The following is a 14,384-nucleotide window of genomic DNA, read 5'->3' as shown; positions in this document are numbered from 1 at the left end:
GGTGAGCTCGGACCTGAACAGCCCGTTCCGCACCAAGACGGTGGAACAGTCCATCCGGGACACGGAGGAGCCGGAGCACGCGCTCCGCAAATCGCTCTCCGCCTGGGACCTGACCGTCTTCGGTGTCGGCGTCATCATCGGTACCGGCATCTTCGTCCTCACGGGCATCGCCGCCCGCAACAACGCCGGGCCCGCCACCGCGCTCTCCTTCGTGGTATCGGGCGTCGTCTGCGGCCTGGCAGCCCTGTGCTACGCCGAGTTCGCCTCCACCGTCCCGGTGGCCGGCTCGGCCTACACGTTCGCGTACGCCTCGATCGGCGAACTGCCCGCCTGGATCATCGGCTGGGACCTGGTCCTCGAATTCGCCCTCGGCACCGCCGTCGTGGCCGTGGGCTGGTCCGGGTACGTACGCCACCTGATGCACACGAACCTCGGCTGGGACATGCCCGCCGCGCTGACCGCGCGCGACGAGGGCGGCAGCTTCGACCTCCTGGCGTTCCTGCTGGTCCTGGTGCTGACCGCGATCCTGGTCATCGGGACCAAGCTGTCGGCCCGGATCACCGCGATCGTCGTCGCGATCAAGGTGACGGTCGTGCTGCTGGTCATCGTCGCGGGCGCGTTCTTCATCAAGGCCGACAACTACTCCCCGTTCATCCCCCCGGCCCAGGCGCAGAAAGCCGGGAGCAACTGGGAGACGGCGCCACTGGTGCAGCTGATGTTCGGCTACCAGCCCACCAACTTCGGCGTCATGGGCATCTTCACCGCCGCCTCCCTCGTCTTCTTCGCCTTCATCGGCTTCGACGTGGTGGCCACCGCGGCCGAGGAGACCAGGAACCCCCAACGGGACATGCCCCGCGGCATCCTGGGCTCCCTGCTCGTCTGCACCCTGCTCTACGTCGCCGTGACCGTGGTCGTCACCGGCATGCAGTCCTACAAGGAAATGTCACCGAACGCCCCGCTCGCCGAGGCGTTCAGAGCCGTGGACCAGCCGTTCTTCTCCGGTGCCATCAGCCTCGGGGCGGCGGTCGGCCTGATCACGGTGTGCATGATCCTGCTGCTGGGCCAGACCCGCGTGTTCTTCGCGATGAGCCGTGACGGGCTGCTGCCGCGCGTCTTCTCCGTGACCCACCCCAAGTTCCGCACCCCCTACCGGGCCACCGTGCTGCTCGGCGTCATCATCGCCGTGGTCGCGGGGTTCACCCCGCTGGAGAAGCTGGCGGAACTGGTCAACATCGGCACCCTGTTCGCCTTCGTCATCGTGGCCCTCGGCGTGATGATCCTGCGCAAGACCCGCCCCGACCTGCACCGGTCCTTCCGCACCCCGTGGGTGCCGGTGGTCCCGATCCTCTCGATGGCGGCCTCGCTGTGGCTGATGCTCAACCTGCCGGCCGAGACCTGGGTCCGGTTCGGGGTCTGGATGGTGATCGGGCTCGTCGTCTACTTCCTGTACGGCATCCGCAAGAGCCGGCTGGCCCAGGCGGCGGCCGAGGGCGTCAGGCGCTAGGCCGACGGGGACGGCGCGGGCGCCGGGGACTTCGGCTTGGCGCCCGAGCCGCCCTTGGCGGGGGAGTCCTTCGCCGACGCGGGCACCTTCTGGTCGGTGCGCAGGGCCTCCCACAGCTGGGACGCCTGCTCCTGGGCGATCACCACCCGGTTCGGGTCCACCTTGTCGTACGCCACCGGCAGCATGATGGTCTCCATCGTGGACGGGTCCACGCCCTTCATGCTCTGCGCGAAGTCGGCCAGGGCGCTGAGCGAGGCCAGGTCGGAGTCCGTGGTCAGGGACTTGGTGCCGGCGTCGGCCAGCTTGTAGAGCCGGGCCGGGTTGCCGAGGGCGTCCTGCTTCTTGATCTCGGCGAGCATGGCCAGCATGAACTGCTGCTGGAGCCCTATGCGTCCGAGGTCGCTGCCGTCGCCGTAGCCGTAGCGGGTCCGTACGAACTTCAGCGCGTCCGTGCCGTTCAGCCGGTGCGTGCCCGCGTCCAGCTTGAGGCCGCCCTTCGCGCCCGTCATCGGCTGGTCGAGGGTGACCGTGACCCCGCCGAGGGCGTCCACCAGGCCCTTGAACCCGGCGAAGTCCACCTCCACGAAGTGGTCCACGCGGATCCCGGACAGCTGCTCGACGGTCTTGACCACACAGGCCGGACCGGCCACCGAGTAGACGGAGTTGAACATGACCCGGTCGGCCCCGGGTACGGTCTTGCCGTCCTCGTCCTTGCACTCGGGCCGGGTGATCAGGGTGTCGCGGGGGATGCTCACCGCGGTGGCCCGGGACCGGCCCTCGGGTATGTGGACCAGCATCGCCGTGTCGGAGCGGGCCCCGCTGACGTTGCCGTGGTCGAGCTCGCCGTTGGCCCCGGCCCGCGAGTCGGAGCCGAGCACCAGGACGTTCTGGGCCTTCTCCACCACCTTCGGCGGGCGGTTGTCCGTACCGATCGCCCGGTCCAGGTCCACGCTGTCGATGTTGCCTTCCAGGTGGCTGTAGACCCACCAGCCGGCCCCGGCCGAGCCGAGGACGAGGACGGCCGCCGTCCAGGCCAGCCCCCGGCGGATCCGGCTCGCGCGCGAACGGGCCGGTTTCTGCGGGGGTTCCGGGGTGGTCGTGGCGGTGGCGGTGGCGTCTGCGGTCATGCCCGGGGACCGGTCCTTCCGAACGGGTGACGGGGGCGCGCGGCGGGAGCGCGCGCTCCAAGATAGACGCCGGAACCCGCCGGAGGACCCCCGGGGTATCCTGCTCCAGTTCGAATTGAGGTGCAGGGGAAGGGTTGCTTGCGGTCCATGGCGACGCGATCCAGACGCAGTCCGAACAAATCCCCCGCCCGCACGGCGGGCCCCGGCCAGGCACCCGCCCGCGACTGGAACCGGGTGGCCCTGGGCCCCGTGACCGGACGCTGGGTCCTCGCCGGCAAGGACGGCCGGCTCACCGCGTACGCACGCACCGAGAACGGCCTCCTGCGCTGGACCGAACGCGTCCCCGGCGGCCCCGACTGGAGCGGCCCCGACCTCTTCCCCGCCGACGGCCTGACCGACCTCGCGGTGGGTCAGGGCCCCGACGGGTACGCCCACTTCGCGGGCCGGCGCCGGACCCGCACCGAGGGCGCCGAGACCGTCAGCTACCACCACGCGGTGCAGTACCAGAGCGGCCGCCCGATGGGCCCCTGGGAGTCCCTCGGCCCCCTCTACCGCAACCCCGACATGGCCCATCGCGGCGGCCCCCCGGCCGTGGCGGTGGACGCCCAGGGCGCGCCGCACGTCTTCGTCCGCAACGCCGGGCGCGGAATCCACGTCAAACGCCAGGACAAGAAGGGCAAGTGGGCCGGGTGGGAGGACCTGCGGGGCAGCAAGGCGTTCGAGGGCGTCTGCGCCTCCTCGGACGGCGACGGCCGCGTCCGGCTGGCCGTCCCCGGCGAGAAGGGGCTGGCCCTGTGGGCCCAAAGCGGACCGGGCGGCCCCCTGAAGAAGGGCGAGGACATCCCGTACCTCGCCCAGGACGGATCGGTGCGGACCCTGGAGACGGCTCCCGGCCGGGTCACCCACTTCTGGCACGCGGCCGACGGCAGCGGGGTGTTCGCCTACCGTGAGGGTGCCGGGGTGCTGGCCCTGGGCGGCGGGCCGGCCTACGGGACGGTGGCCGCCGTCCGCGCCCTGGTCGACGGGTACGACTGCACCGTGCTGGCCCACCGCGCCGTGGACGGCCGTACGGCGCTGGCCGCGTACCCGACGGAGCACGAGGCGGCCGGACTGTGGTGGACGGCGATCGGCGAGGAGTGCCTGGAGTCCCCGGCCCTCGCGGTCGACGCCCACGGCCTGGTCGTCATCGCCTCGATCAGCGCCCGCGGGGAACTCCTGGTCAACCGGCAGAAGGACAGCTCGGGCCTGTCACTGGGCCGCTGGCAGCGCTTCTGACCGCTCTCCCGTCCGGCGCCGGCCCTGCGGCGGGATGCTGGCCAGGCCGTGCCGGGCGATGGCCAGGCTGGAGATGCGGCGCAGGAAGTCCACCGAGCGGGCCGCCGTGTCCGGGGTGATCCAGGCGTCGTCGATCTCGCACAGCTCCACCCGTACCGGGGCCCCGCGCAGCACGATCGGCAGGGTGTAGGCCACGGTGGAGGCGAAGGTCAGCAGGGACAGTCCGATGGGCTCGGTCAGCGCCGTCAGCTCCAGCGGCAGTTCGGGGTGGACGATCTCCATACCGGTCAGCCCGGCGATCCGCTCCAGCTTCTGCGGGCTCTCGCGGCGGTGCGCCAGATAGCGGCCGGCCGCCCGGGTGCGGGCGATCCAGGCGACGGCCTCGATGTAGCGGTCCTCGTCGATGACCCCGGTCTCGACCAGGGAACTGCCCGCCAGGTCCGCACCGGGCCGGGGGCGCGCCGGGCCGAAGGTGGCCCGGCTCCAGGCGTACTCGTTGGGCCGCACCTCGGCGCCGGGCGGCGCGGCCACCGGCATGCAGGTGAAGAAGACGGCCCGCTCCAGCTCCTCGCGGGCCAGCCACTTGTTCACCGGGCCGCCCTTGGCGGAGCGGGCGTCACCCTGGTGCCACCGGGTCAGCTGCTGACCGCTGGTCAGGAGGGCCACCAGCTCGGTGGTGGCCGTGCCGTCGTCGACGACGACCACCTCGCGGGCCCGCGAGCGCGGCAGCAGCAGCTGGATGGTGCGCGAGAACAGGTCCCCGATCACCAGGCGCCGGGCCGCCGCCACGGCCCGGCCGAGGCGCACCAGCTCGCCGGCCCTCCCCAGGTACCCCGCGCGGACCTCGTAGCGCCGCCAGGCCACCTTGGCCTGCGAGGCGAACCGGCACAGCCGGCGGACCTGGGCGCGCGAGCGCGGGTCCACCGGCTGGAGGACGGCGATGGTGAGGGACGCTGCCTCGCCCGGGTGGGAGTGGGCCCACTCCAGGACATTCAGTAGTTGAGCCGGGCTCTCCACCAGGGCGAGGGTCTCGCTCATGCCGAGGCCGTCACGCCCTCGGCGGACAGCGTGCCCTGGACGCGGCGGAGCTTCTTCATGGGGCCGAGCTCGGAGTCGTAGACCTTCTTGACGCCGTCGCCGAGGGCGGTCTCGATGGTGCGGATGTCGCGCACGAGGCGGGCGAGGCCGCCGGGCTCGACGGAGGCGGCCTGGTCGGAGCCCCACATGGCCCGGTCGAGGGTGATGTGCCGCTCGACCGCGCAGGCACCCATGGCGACGGCGGCCACGGTGGTCTGCAGGCCCGTCTCGTGGCCGGAGTAGCCGATCGGAACGTTGGGGTAGGCCGCCTCCAGGCTGTTGATCACCCGCAGGTTGAGCTCCTCGGCCCTGGCCGGGTAGGTGGAGGTGGCGTGCAGCAGGATGATGTTCTCGCTGCCGAGCACCTCCACCGCGTGCCGGATCTGCTGCGGGGTGGACATACCGGTGGACAGGATCACCGTCTTGCCCGTGGCGCGCAGGGCCAGGAGGAGCTCGTCGTCGGTCAGGGAGGCGGAGGCCACCTTGTGGGCGGGCACGTCGAACTTCTCCAGGAAGGTGACGGCCTCGGTGTCCCACGGGGAGGCGAACCAGTCGATGCCGCGCTGCGCGCAGTGCTCGTCGATCGCCCGGTACTCGTCCTCGCCGAACTCGACGCGGTGGCGGTAGTCGATGTACGTCATACGGCCCCAGGGGGTGTCCCGCTCGATGTCCCACTGGTCGCGGGGGGTGCATATCTCGGGGGTGCGCTTCTGGAACTTGACCGCGTCACAGCCGGCGTCGGCGGCGGCGTCGATGAGCGCGATGGCGTTGGCCAGCTCGCCGTTGTGGTTGATCCCGATCTCACCGATCACGTAGGCGGGCCGGCCGGCGCCGACCTCCCTGTCGCCGATACGGCGGATCCGGTTGCTGTGCACCACTGTTCAGAGTTCCTTTCCGGGGTACTGCTGGGGTTGCGGCGAGGGGCTCGCCGAAGTCTGCGGGGGGTCCAGGAGCGGGGCCAGGGCCCGGGCCCGGTCGAGGTCCCCGGGCTCGTCGAGCTCGATGGCCCGCTCGGGGGCGGTGGGGACGAGCTGGGTCCGGCCGAAGAAGCGGTGGCCGCTGCGCCGGAAGCCCTCGGCGCGCATCGCGTAGACGGCGCCCGACTCCAGGTACTCGGGCCTGCGGTCCTGGCGGCGCAGCCGGACCGCGCTGTCGTGGTTGACGCCCCGCGCCCGGTGGCCGGGCCCGGCGCCGGGGTCGGCGGTCCATAGGAAGCCGTGGAAGGGCACGGCGGTGAAGGCGGAGTCGGCGCCGTCGCGGACGATCGCCAGGACCGCCTCGTCCACCTCCTCGGAGGTGAGGAAGGGGCTGGTGCACTGGACGAAGACCAGGACGTCCACGGTTTCGGCGTGACGTTCCTCCAGCAGGTCCAGCGCGTGCAGCAGCGCCGACTCGCTGGACGCCCGGTCCGAGCCCAGCTCGGCGGGACGGTCCACCACCTCGGCGCCGGCCTCCCGGGCGGCCCGGGCGATGGCCGGGTCGTCGGTGGACACCGCCACCCGGGTCACCCGGGCGGCGCCCAGGCAGGCCCGTACGGCGCGGGCCACCAGCGGGACCCCGCCGACCTCGGCGACGTTCTTGCCGGGGATGCCCTTCGATCCGCCCCGGGCGGGTATGACGGCGGTGACGTTCACAGGGCTGCTCTCCTGGGAGGGGGAGGGGAGGCTCATACGCCGCCCCACTGCTGGATCTTCGGGGCCACGCGCTGGACCCCGAACTGGTAGGCCACCTTGAGCACGCGCCGCGAGGTGCGCTTCATCGGGCCGCGGGAACGGGCCGCGGCGGCGCCCGCACCGGGGGAGCCGTCCGGATTGAGGCCCCGGCGGCGCAGCAGCGTTCCGACGTATTCCGGGGCGCTCGCGGCGGTGTAGTAGGGGGAGATCGGCGGCAGCGGGCGGCCGCGCAACGCGGCGATCCGGTCGCGGAGTTCCCCGAAGGGATCGGTGGAACGGATTCCCTGGTCGACCGTCCACGCCTCGTTCGCGATCGGGGCCGCGCCCTCGTCTATGGCGGTCCAGTCGGTGACGCAGCCCGAACCCGTGAAGTAATGGTTGCCGTGGATCTCCCGTACGCCGAGATCACTCAGGATGGCGGTCGGCATTCCCCGGTGCATGGATTCGAGGGCGGCCGTGGAACTCACGGTCACCAGGAGATCGGTGCGGTCGAGGGTCTGCGACATGTTCCCGTACACGAAATGCAGGTTGGGCGGCAGCGGTTCGTCCAGCTGCTCCGCCAGGACCTGATAGTGGTACGCCTCCACATGGGTGGTCGCCTCACCCGGCCGGCTACGGAGTTTGACCAGGACGTCACGCCCGGGCCGCAGCCGGGCGTGGGATATCGCGCGGCGCAGCAGATAAAGGCGTCCACCGCGGTCCGCGGGCACGGAGGGCTGCACGGCGAAACACACGGTATAGGGGTGTTCGGCGAAAGTCCGGGCCGGGTCGTAGGGCCTCTGGTCGAGAAAGGGCAGCGCCGTCTGCACGATGCTGGAGGCGGGAATTCCGAGAGGTTCGTACACCTCGGTGAAACGGCGCCTGTCGAAAGGGCTGTTGGCGAGGACGATATCGGCGCCCGCGCGCAGCAGCAGGCCGTCGGCCATCTTCTCGTAGACCACGCCGACATATCCGGTCATCAGCACCGGCCGGTGCGCGGCGCCGGCGAAACGGTGGGCCAGCGCGTGCAGGGCCGCGTGGGTGGCGCCGCCGACCGTGCCCAGGATGATCACGTCCGCGGTGGCGAGCGAGGGCTGGGCCGCGAACTCGGCGAGCGTGGTCTCGGTGAGGGAGGAGGGGGTGATGCCGACCTCCGCCAGCTGGCGCGCCGTGGGTGTGCTGCGGCCGCGCAGCATGTGCGCGTGGACCTCGCTGCCCGGCGCCAGCCCCACCGCCAGCCCCGCACCCCATTTCCAGCGGGTGTCGGAGTCTGCGAGCACGTGGATGCGCACTGGTGGATTCCCGGTCGGTCGGCGAAGCCCGACTGCCGTCGGCAGGGCCGCAGCCGGGCACGGACACGGGCGGGATGGCCGCTCGGCCCGTTAGACCTTACCTCCTCACCTGAGCCTTATGTGTCACGAATTGGCCTCGACCCCCGGGGGAGTTGTACGTCACACCCCAAGCGCCGTTCGGGTTCTCCGGGAGGCTCTGACATGATGGCGCCAGTGTCGGTGAATGGGGAGAAGGTGGGTGCCGGCCGATGGTGACCCTTTCGGTAATCGTCGCGATGTGTGACGTGCGCGACTTCTGTCGGACGGCGCTCAAGTCCTTGGCTCTGAATGCCCGGGAGGACTTCGAGTTCATCGTGGTGGACGACGCGTCCGTTGACGGGACATCAGAGGTCCTGCGGGAGACGGTGCCCGGCATTCCCGGCGCCGTCCTCATCCGCAACGAACACAACCTGGGAATTTCCGCGACCCGCAACATAGGTCTGGCCGCGGCCCGCGGACGTTTTGTCACCTTCCTCGACGGGGACGACTGGTACGCACCCGGATATCTCGCCCAGCTCGTCGGCTGGATGAGCCAGTCCGGCGTCGATTTCCTGCGCACCGGCCATGTCCGGGTGTACGGGCGGAAACGCAAGATAGTGGCGGCTCCGCTCGCCCCCAGGGCCCTTCCGCTGAATCCCGCGGACTACATAGGCCCGGTCGACGCCTCCACCTTCATGGACTACCCGCAGTCCTGGGCCGGCATCTACGACCGCGAACGCCTGCGCGAGGCCGACGCGCTGTTCTTCGACGAGTCCCTGCGCACCGCCGAGGACCGGCCCTGGTTCTACAAGCTGCACCTGCGGATGCGCTCCTTCGGCGTGGTCGACCTCCACGGCATCTTCTACCGCCGGGACGTCTCCACTTCGCTCACCAAGGTCCCCGACGAACGGCAGCTGGACTTCCTTCCCGCCTTCCGGCTGATTTTCGACGAGCTGGCCCGCCACCCGCGCGGATATGAACTGTCGTTCAAGGCGATGCGCACCCTGTGCGCGCTCATCGTCATTCACCTGGACCGCGCCGAGGACTACGAGGAACTCACCCGCGCGCTCCTGTGGGAACGCGGCGCGCAGACCCTCTTCGACCTTCCCCAGGACATCCTGGAAGGGACCCTGGCAGGAATGGACTCCGCACGCGTGAACAAGCTCAGGGCACTGATGTCCCAGCACCAGGGTGCCGCCGCCCGATGACCCGTATCTTCGCCGCCTCCACCCTCTACGGCGCCATGACGGTGGCCGCCGCCATCGACGCCGGCCAGCTCGGCCGGGACGACCGCGAGCGCATCCTGCTCGTCTGCAACAACGTCGACATCCCCGAGGTCGCCACGCCGCTGCACCACATGCCCGGCGCCGCCGCCGTCCTGAAGCGCTTCCACCGCGTCGTCTACTGGAACGACCTCATCTACCCCTTCCACCCCGCGCTGTGGGCCCCCCGCGACGAGGACGCCCCCCTCTGGCGCACCGTCATGGGGGAGAAGATGGGCATCCGGCCGGGCCCCCTGGAACTCGTCGTCGAGTCCATCCAGGTCAAACCCGCCCAGACCCTCTGCAAGATCTTCTCCGACGCCAGCCTCGCCGTGTACGCCGACGGGGTCATGAGCTACGGCCCCACCCGCAACGACCTGCCCCGCTCCCTCCACGGCCGCATCGAACAGGTCCTCTACCTCGACCTGATCCCCACTCTGCTCCCCATGCTCCTCACCGAGTACGGGACCCCCTCGCAGCCCGTGCACACCGGCGCCGTCCTCAAGCTGATGGCGGAGCTCACCGAGGAGTGCCGCCCGATCCTCGACCGGGTGATCCCGCCGCAGCTCGCCGGACTCGGCCCGCAGACCGCGCTCCTCCTCGGCCAGTACCTCTCCCCCCTCGGCATCCTCACCGAGGAGGAAGAGGAGGAGCTGCACCGGCGCATGTTCGAGCACGCGGTACGGCTCGGCCACACCTGCGTGGTCTTCAAACCCCACCCCAGCGCCCCCTCCAGCCTCTCCGACGCCCTCGCCGGGGCCGCCAGGGAGGCCGGCGTCCCCTTCCTCGTCCTGGACGTCCCCGTCCTCGCCGAGACCGTCTTCGCGTACCTGCGCCCCCGCCAGGTGATCGGCTGCTTCTCCACCGGCCTGTTCACCGCCCGCGCCCTGTACGGGATCCCCGTCGCGCAGATCGGCGCGCTGGAGGTCGTCCGGCGGATGCGGCCCTACGCCAACAGCAACCGCATCCCCGCCACCCTCACCCACGCCCTGGTTCCCGACCTGGACGTGCCGACGGCCGCCCCGGCGGACCGGATCCTCGACGTGGAGCACATCCGCACCGAGGTCACCCCGTACGTCCAGGCCGTCGGGTACTGCATGCAGCCCAAGCGGTACGCCTTCCTGCGCCCGGTGGCGGAGCAGTACATCGCCGCGGCCGTCGACCAGTGGGAGGGCCGGCCCGAGCTGGCCATGCACTTCAACGAGCGCACCCGCACCCGTCTGGAACTGCCCGGCCCGCGCACCTGGAAGTGGCGGCGCGGCCTCGGCTGGACCCTGCGCAGCACCGGCGAGCGCAGCCGGCCGGACGAGGTCCCCTTCACCGACATCACGATGAGCGGGTTCGCCTCCCTGCTGGAGGCCAAGGACGACCGGGGCGTCCTGGAGGTCGGCGCCCGGCTGCTCGCCGAGCAGGAGAACCTCGACCTGCTCCTGGGCATGGCCCAGGCCCACATCCGCCGCAAGGAGACCGACCAGGCCCGGCGGCGGATCGAGCGGGCCGTCCAGATCTCCGAGGACAGCGGGCGCGCCCTGGTCTGGCTGCGGATCGCCGAGACCGCGGCCAAGCTCGGCCGGCACGGGGACGACCTGCGCCGCCAGGCCGGCCAGCGGGCGCTGAGCATCAACCCCGCGTCGCCGGCCGCGCAGCGCCTGGTCAAGGGCGGCCGGCTCGGCCGGAGGTGAACCACGCGAGAGGGCCCCGTCCGCGAACCGCTGCGGACGGGGCCCTCTCGTGGTTCCGTGGCGTTACGCCGGGACGCTCGCGACGCCCGGGGCGAGGAACTTCTTGCCGTTCACCCGCTCGGAGACGCCCTCACGGTCCAGGTACGGGGTGATGCCGCCCAGGTGGAAGGGCCAGCCCGCACCGGTGATGAGGCAGAGGTCGATGTCCTGGGCCTCGGCCACGACACCCTCCTCCAGCATCAGACCGATCTCCTGCGCCACCGCGTCCAGGACACGGTCGCGGACCTGCTCCTCCGTCAGGACGGAGTCGCCCTGCACCAGGAGCGCGGCGACCTCGGGGTCCAGCTCCGGCTTGCCGGAGTCGTAGACGTAGAACCCGCGCTTGCCGGCCTCGACGACCCGCTTGAGGTTCGGGGAGACGGTGAAGCGCTCCGGGAAGGCCCGGTTGAGGGTCTCGGAGACGTGCAGGCCGATCGCCGGCCCGACGAGCTCCAGCAGCACCAGCGGCGACATCGGCAGGCCGAGCGGCTCGATGGCCTTCTCGGCGGTGGCCACCGGGGTGCCCTCGTCGATGACGTTCTGGATCTCGCCCATGAAGCGGGTCAGGATGCGGTTCACGACGAACGCCGGGGCGTCCTTCGTCAGCACGGCCGTCTTCTTCAGCTTCTTGGCGACACCGAAGGCGGTGGCCAGCGAGGCGTCGTCCGTCTGCTCACCGCGGACGATCTCCAGCAGCGGGAGGATCGCGACCGGGTTGAAGAAGTGGAAGCCGACCACGCGCTCCGGGTGCTGGAGCTTGGAGGCCATCTCCGACACCGACAGCGAGGAGGTGTTGGTGGCGAGGATCGCGTGCGCCGGGGCGACCGCCTCGACCTCCGCGAACACCTTCTGCTTGACGGACATCTCCTCGAACACGGCCTCGATGATGAAGTCCGCGTCCGCGAAGCCCTCGGCCTTGTCCAGGACACCGGTGACCAGGGCGGTCAGGCGGTTGGCCTTGTCCTGGTTGATCCGGCCCTTGGCCAGCAGCTTCTGGATCTCGGCGTGGACGTAGCCCACACCCTTGTCCACGCGCTCCTGGTCGATGTCGGTGAGCACCACCGGCACCTCCAGGCGGCGCAGGAACAGCAGCGCCAGCTGCGAGGCCATCAGGCCCGCGCCGACCACGCCGACCTTGGTGACCGGACGGGCCAGGGACTTGTCCGGGGCGCCGGCCGGGCGCTTGGCGCGCTTCTGGACCAGGTTGAAGGCGTAGATGCCCGAGCGCAGCTCGCCGCCCATGATGAGGTCGGCGAGCGCCTTGTCCTCGGCGTCGAAGCCGGCCTGGAGGTCGCCGTCCTTGGCCGCGGCGATGATGTCCAGCGCGCGGTAGGCGGCCGGGGCGGCGCCGTGCACCTTGGAGTCCGCGATGAAGCGGCCCTTGGCGACGGCCGCGTCCCACGCGTCACCGCGGTCGATCTCGGCCCGTACGACCTCGGTCTCGCCCCCCAGGACCTTCGCGGTCCAGATCAGGGACTGCTCCAGGAAGTCGGCGCCCTCGAAGATCGCGTCGGCGATCCCGAGCTCGAAGACCTGCTTGCCCTTGAGCTGGCGGTTCTGGTTGAGCGAGTTCTCGATGATCACCGAGACCGCGCGCTCCGCGCCGATCAGGTTCGGCAGCAGGGCGCAGCCGCCCCAGCCCGGAACCAGGCCGAGGAAGACCTCGGGCAGGGAGAAGGCCGGGATGGCCTTCGAGACGGTGCGGTAGGTGCAGTGCAGACCGACCTCGACACCGCCGCCCATCGCCGCGCCGTTGTAGTACGCGAAGGTGGGCACGGCCAGCGCGGCCAGGCGCTTGAAGACGTCGTGGCCTCCCTTGCCGATGGCCAGCGCCTCGTCGTGGTTCTTCAGCAGCTCGACGCCCTTGAGGTCGGCGCCGACCGCGAAGATGAACGGCTTGCCGGTGATGCCCACGCCGACGACGGAGCCCGCGAGGGCCTCCTGCTCGACCTGGTCGATCGCCGCGTTGAGGTTGGCGAGGGACTGCGGGCCGAAGGTGGTCGGCTTGGTGTGGTCGAAGCCGTTGTCCAGCGTGATGAGCGCGAAGCGCCCGGCGCCGAACGGCAGGTCCAGGTGGCGGACGTGCGCGGACGTGACGACCTCGTCCGGGAACAGCTCGGCCGCGCCCTTCAGGAGCTCAGCGGTGGTGCTCACTTGGAGTCTCCCTCGGCGTCGAAGTGCGGGTTCTCCCAGATGACGGTGGCGCCCATGCCGAAGCCGACGCACATCGTGGTCAGGCCGTAGCGGACGTGCGGCTGCTCCTCGAACTGGCGGGCCAGCTGCGTCATCAGGCGGACGCCGGAGGAGGCCAGCGGGTGGCCGAAGGCGATCGCGCCGCCGTACTGGTTGACGCGGGCGTCGTCGTCGGCGATGCCGTAGTGCTCCAGGAACGCGAGGACCTGGACCGCGAAGGCTTCGTTGATCTCGAACAGGCCGATGTCCTCGATGGACAGGCCCGCCTGGGCGAGGGCCTTCTCGGTGGCCGGGATCGGGCCGTAGCCCATGACCTCCGGCTCGACGCCCGCGAAGGAGTACGAGACGAGGCGCATCTTGACCGGGAGGTTGTTCTCGCGGGCGAAGTCCTCGGAGGCGATGATCGCGGCGGTGGCACCGTCGTTGAGACCGGCGGCGTTGCCCGCGGTGACCCGGCCGTGCGTACGGAACGGGGTCTTCAGGCCGGCCAGGTTCTCCAGCGTGGTGCCCGGGCGCATCGGCTCGTCGGCGGTGACCAGGCCCCAGCCCGTCTCACCGGCCTCCGCGTTGGTGTTGCGCACCGAGATCGGCACCAGGTCCTGCTGGATCTTGCCGTCGGCGTACGCCTTGGCGGCCTTCTCCTGCGAGCGCACGGCGTACTCGTCGGCGCGGAGCTTGGTGATCGTGGGGTACCGGTCGTGCAGGTTCTCGGCGGTCATGCCCATGAACAGGGCGGACTCGTCGACCAGCTTCTCGGAGACGAAGCGCGGGTTGGGGTCCACGCCCTCACCCATGGGGTGGCGGCCCATGTGCTCGACACCGCCGGCGAGGGCGACGTCGTACGCACCGAAGGCCACACCGCCCGCGACGGCGGTCACGGCGGTCAGCGCGCCGGCGCACATGCGGTCGATGGAGTAGCCCGGGACGGACTGCGGGAGGCCCGCGAGGATGCCGGCCGTGCGGCCCAGCGTCAGGCCCTGGTCACCGATCTGCGTGGTCGCGGCGATGGCGACCTCGTCGATCTTCTTGGGGTCCAGGTCCGGGTTGCGGCGCAGCAGCTCCCGGATCGCCTTCACGACGAGGTCGTCGGCGCGGGTCTCGTGGTAGATGCCCTTCGGGCCCGCCTTGCCGAACGGGGTGCGGACGCCGTCGACGAAGACGACGTCCCTGACGGTACGAGGCACGTTGGCTCTCCTCCAGGTGCGGGTGTGCACTGCTGCGCGGCGGAGCGCTCCGTCTGGACTGAGCGCCCGCTCACCCGGC

The 14,384-nt window shown here is 71.0% G+C and carries 11 protein-coding genes; 4 read left to right on the top strand and 7 right to left on the bottom strand.

The annotated features are described in order from the left end of the window. The first annotated feature begins 1 nt into the window (after position 1). Positions 2 to 1,504, top strand: a complete 1,503-nt coding sequence (locus ABZ716_RS06800; RefSeq protein ID WP_358957181.1) for an amino acid permease — start codon at positions 2 to 4, stop codon at positions 1,502 to 1,504. On the opposite strand, the gene ABZ716_RS06795 is transcribed toward ABZ716_RS06800, so the two are convergent. Further along, a complete protein-coding gene (locus ABZ716_RS06795) occupies positions 1,501 to 2,631 on the bottom strand; it encodes an LCP family protein (RefSeq protein WP_358957179.1) in 1,131 nt (376 codons plus the stop codon). The genes ABZ716_RS06800 and ABZ716_RS06795 overlap by 4 nt on opposite strands. A 147-nt stretch (positions 2,632 to 2,778) precedes the next feature. Here ABZ716_RS06795 and ABZ716_RS06790 point away from each other — a divergent pair, with 147 nt between their 5' ends. Then, complete coding sequence (locus ABZ716_RS06790; protein WP_358957176.1) at positions 2,779 to 3,906, top strand: hypothetical protein; 1,128 nt, start codon at positions 2,779 to 2,781, stop codon at positions 3,904 to 3,906. On the opposite strand, the gene ABZ716_RS06785 is transcribed toward ABZ716_RS06790, so the two are convergent. Genes ABZ716_RS06785 through ABZ716_RS06770 form a run of 4 tightly spaced genes read right to left on the bottom strand, consistent with a single transcriptional unit; the run spans position 3,880 to position 7,927 of the window. Next, entirely contained in the window at positions 3,880 to 4,944 is a 1,065-nt protein-coding gene (locus ABZ716_RS06785) for a hypothetical protein (RefSeq protein ID WP_351891819.1), read from the bottom strand. The two genes, ABZ716_RS06790 and ABZ716_RS06785, sit on opposite strands and share 27 nt — an antisense overlap. Further along, positions 4,941 to 5,858, bottom strand: a complete 918-nt coding sequence (locus tag ABZ716_RS06780) for an N-acetylneuraminate synthase family protein (protein ID WP_358957447.1) — start codon at positions 5,856 to 5,858, stop codon at positions 4,941 to 4,943. Before ABZ716_RS06780 ends, ABZ716_RS06785 begins: the two co-directional genes overlap by 4 nt. A gap of 6 nt (positions 5,859 to 5,864) precedes the next feature. Further along, a complete protein-coding gene (locus tag ABZ716_RS06775) occupies positions 5,865 to 6,653 on the bottom strand; it encodes an acylneuraminate cytidylyltransferase family protein (RefSeq protein WP_358957173.1) in 789 nt (262 codons plus the stop codon). Continuing rightward, positions 6,650 to 7,927 (bottom strand): DUF6716 putative glycosyltransferase, encoded by a 1,278-nt coding sequence (locus ABZ716_RS06770; protein ID WP_358957171.1) that lies wholly within the window; start codon positions 7,925 to 7,927, stop codon positions 6,650 to 6,652. The genes ABZ716_RS06775 and ABZ716_RS06770 overlap by 4 nt, the downstream gene beginning before the upstream one ends. Before the next feature lie 248 nt (positions 7,928 to 8,175). Between ABZ716_RS06770 and ABZ716_RS06765 the strand changes: the two genes are divergently transcribed. Then, entirely contained in the window at positions 8,176 to 9,153 is a 978-nt protein-coding gene (locus tag ABZ716_RS06765) for a glycosyltransferase family 2 protein (protein WP_358957169.1), read from the top strand. After that, positions 9,150 to 10,889 carry a polysialyltransferase family glycosyltransferase gene (locus ABZ716_RS06760; protein WP_358957166.1) on the top strand — a complete coding sequence of 580 codons (1,740 nt, stop codon included), beginning with the start codon at positions 9,150 to 9,152 and terminating at the stop codon, positions 10,887 to 10,889. Before ABZ716_RS06765 ends, ABZ716_RS06760 begins: the two co-directional genes overlap by 4 nt. 63 nt (positions 10,890 to 10,952) lie before the next feature. Here ABZ716_RS06760 and ABZ716_RS06755 read toward each other — a convergent pair whose 3' ends face one another. Both ABZ716_RS06755 and ABZ716_RS06750 read right to left on the bottom strand, forming a co-directional pair. After that, complete coding sequence (locus ABZ716_RS06755; protein ID WP_358957163.1) at positions 10,953 to 13,082, bottom strand: 3-hydroxyacyl-CoA dehydrogenase NAD-binding domain-containing protein; 2,130 nt, start codon at positions 13,080 to 13,082, stop codon at positions 10,953 to 10,955. Beyond that, entirely contained in the window at positions 13,079 to 14,305 is a 1,227-nt protein-coding gene (locus tag ABZ716_RS06750; protein WP_358812145.1) for an acetyl-CoA C-acyltransferase, read from the bottom strand. Before ABZ716_RS06750 ends, ABZ716_RS06755 begins: the two co-directional genes overlap by 4 nt. Between the last annotated feature and the right edge of the window lie 79 nt (positions 14,306 to 14,384).

The sequence above is a fragment of the Streptomyces sp. NPDC006687 genome, assembly GCF_040636215.1.
Lineage (GTDB): Bacteria > Actinomycetota > Actinomycetes > Streptomycetales > Streptomycetaceae > Streptomyces.
This window is presented reverse-complemented; position numbering and strand designations above follow the sequence as displayed.